General features: G+C 51.1%; 1 rRNA gene. It reads right to left on the minus strand.

The annotated features are described in order from the left end of the window. Positions 1-88: 88 nt before the first annotated feature. Positions 89-2,980, minus strand: a 23S ribosomal RNA gene (locus ACT53T_RS11855). Positions 2,981-3,154 lie beyond the last annotated feature (174 nt).

Genomic DNA, 3,154 nt, shown 5'->3' on the forward strand with positions numbered 1-3,154 from the left:
TTTGTGAGCAGCGCGAACTTTCGGTTCATTGCGTCTTCACACACCGCAATCTGGTCTCTTTCGAGCATTCAGATTGCTTGGGTGTTATATGGTCAAGCCTCACGGGCAATTAGTATTGGTTAGCTCAACGCCTCACAGCGCTTACACACCCAACCTATCAACGTCGTAGTCTTCGACGGCCCTTCAGGGAACTCAAGGTTCCAGTGAGATCTCATCTTGAGGCAAGTTTCCCGCTTAGATGCTTTCAGCGGTTATCTTTCCCGAACATAGCTACCCGGCAATGCCACTGGCGTGACAACCGGAACACCAGAGGTTCGTCCACTCCGGTCCTCTCGTACTAGGAGCAGCCCCTCTCAAATCTCAAACGTCCACGGCAGATAGGGACCGAACTGTCTCACGACGTTCTAAACCCAGCTCGCGTACCACTTTAAATGGCGAACAGCCATACCCTTGGGACCGGCTTCAGCCCCAGGATGTGATGAGCCGACATCGAGGTGCCAAACACCGCCGTCGATATGAACTCTTGGGCGGTATCAGCCTGTTATCCCCGGAGTACCTTTTATCCGTTGAGCGATGGCCCTTCCATACAGAACCACCGGATCACTAAGACCTACTTTCGTACCTGCTCGACGTGTCTGTCTCGCAGTCAAGCGCGCTTTTGCCTTTATACTCTACGACCGATTTCCGACCGGTCTGAGCGCACCTTCGTACTCCTCCGTTACTCTTTAGGAGGAGACCGCCCCAGTCAAACTACCCACCATACACTGTCCTCGATCCGGATAACGGACCTGAGTTAGAACCTCAAAGTTGCCAGGGTGGTATTTCAAGGATGGCTCCACGCGAACTGGCGTCCACGCTTCAAAGCCTCCCACCTATCCTACACAAGCAAATTCAAAGTCCAGTGCAAAGCTATAGTAAAGGTTCACGGGGTCTTTCCGTCTAGCCGCGGATACACTGCATCTTCACAGCGATTTCAATTTCACTGAGTCTCGGGTGGAGACAGCGCCGCCATCGTTACGCCATTCGTGCAGGTCGGAACTTACCCGACAAGGAATTTCGCTACCTTAGGACCGTTATAGTTACGGCCGCCGTTTACCGGGGCTTCGATCAAGAGCTTCGCGTTAGCTAACCCCATCAATTAACCTTCCGGCACCGGGCAGGCGTCACACCCTATACGTCCACTTTCGTGTTTGCAGAGTGCTGTGTTTTTAATAAACAGTCGCAGCGGCCTGGTATCTTCGACCGGCATGAGCTTACGGAGCAAGTCCTTCACCCTCACCGGCGCACCTTCTCCCGAAGTTACGGTGCCATTTTGCCTAGTTCCTTCACCCGAGTTCTCTCAAGCGCCTTGGTATTCTCTACCCAACCACCTGTGTCGGTTTGGGGTACGGTTCCTGGTTATCTGAAGCTTAGAAGCTTTTCTTGGAAGCATGGCATCAACCACTTCGTCACCTGAAAGGTAACTCGTCATCAGCTCTCGGCCTTAAGATCCCGGATTTACCTAAGATCTCAGCCTACCACCTTAAACTTGGACAACCAACGCCAAGCTGGCCTAGCCTTCTCCGTCCCTCCATCGCAATAACCAGAAGTACAGGAATATTAACCTGTTTTCCATCGACTACGCTTTTCAGCCTCGCCTTAGGGACCGACTAACCCTGCGTCGATTAACGTTGCGCAGGAAACCTTGGTCTTTCGGCGTGGGTGTTTTTCACACCCATTGTCGTTACTCATGTCAGCATTCGCACTTCTGATACCTCCAGCAAGCTTCTCAACTCACCTTCACAGGCTTACAGAACGCTCCTCTACCGCATCACTTGCGTGATACCCGTAGCTTCGGTGTATGGTTTGAGCCCCGTTACATCTTCCGCGCAGGCCGACTCGACTAGTGAGCTATTACGCTTTCTTTAAAGGGTGGCTGCTTCTAAGCCAACCTCCTAGCTGTCTAAGCCTTCCCACATCGTTTCCCACTTAACCATAACTTTGGGACCTTAGCTGACGGTCTGGGTTGTTTCCCTTTTCACGACGGACGTTAGCACCCGCCGTGTGTCTCCCATGCTCGGCACTTGTAGGTATTCGGAGTTTGCATCGGTTTGGTAAGTCGGGATGACCCCCTAGCCGAAACAGTGCTCTACCCCCTACAGTGATACATGAGGCGCTACCTAAATAGCTTTCGAGGAGAACCAGCTATCTCCGAGCTTGATTAGCCTTTCACTCCGATCCACAGGTCATCCGCTAACTTTTCAACGGTAGTCGGTTCGGTCCTCCAGTCAGTGTTACCTAACCTTCAACCTGCCCATGGATAGATCGCCCGGTTTCGGGTCTATTCCCAGCGACTAGACGCCCTATTAAGACTCGCTTTCGCTACGCCTCCCCTATTCGGTTAAGCTCGCCACTGAAAATAAGTCGCTGACCCATTATACAAAAGGTACGCAGTCACAGAACAAAGTCTGCTCCCACTGCTTGTACGCATACGGTTTCAGGATCTATTTCACTCCCCTCTCCGGGGTTCTTTTCGCCTTTCCCTCACGGTACTAGTTCACTATCGGTCAGTCAGTAGTATTTAGCCTTGGAGGATGGTCCCCCCATATTCAGACAAAGTTTCTCGTGCTCCGTCCTACTCGATTTCATGACTAAGAGACTTTCGCGTACAGGGCTATCACCCACTATGGCCGCACTTTCCAGAGCGTTCCGCTAATCTCAAAGCCACTTAAGGGCTAGTCCCCGTTCGCTCGCCACTACTAAGGGAATCTCGGTTGATTTCTTTTCCTCAGGGTACTTAGATGTTTCAGTTCCCCTGGTTCGCCTCTTGCACCTATGTATTCAGTACAAGATAACCATCTTGTGATGGCTGGGTTCCCCCATTCAGACATCTCCGGATCAAAGTCTGTTTGCCGACTCCCCGAAGCTTTTCGCAGGCTACCACGTCTTTCATCGCCTCTGACTGCCAAGGCATCCACCGTATGCGCTTCTTCACTTGACCATATAACCCCAAGCAATCTGGTTATACTGTGAAGACGACATTCGCCGAAAATTCGCAAAACTCTTAAGAGTCACTCACAAATTTTACCTTAGCCTGATCCGTTACCAGTGAAAGTAACGTTCAGTCTATCTTTCTATCACATACCCAAATTTTTAAAGAACGATCTAATCAAAG

The sequence above is a fragment of the Methylosinus sp. DMC45 genome, from assembly GCF_056313885.1.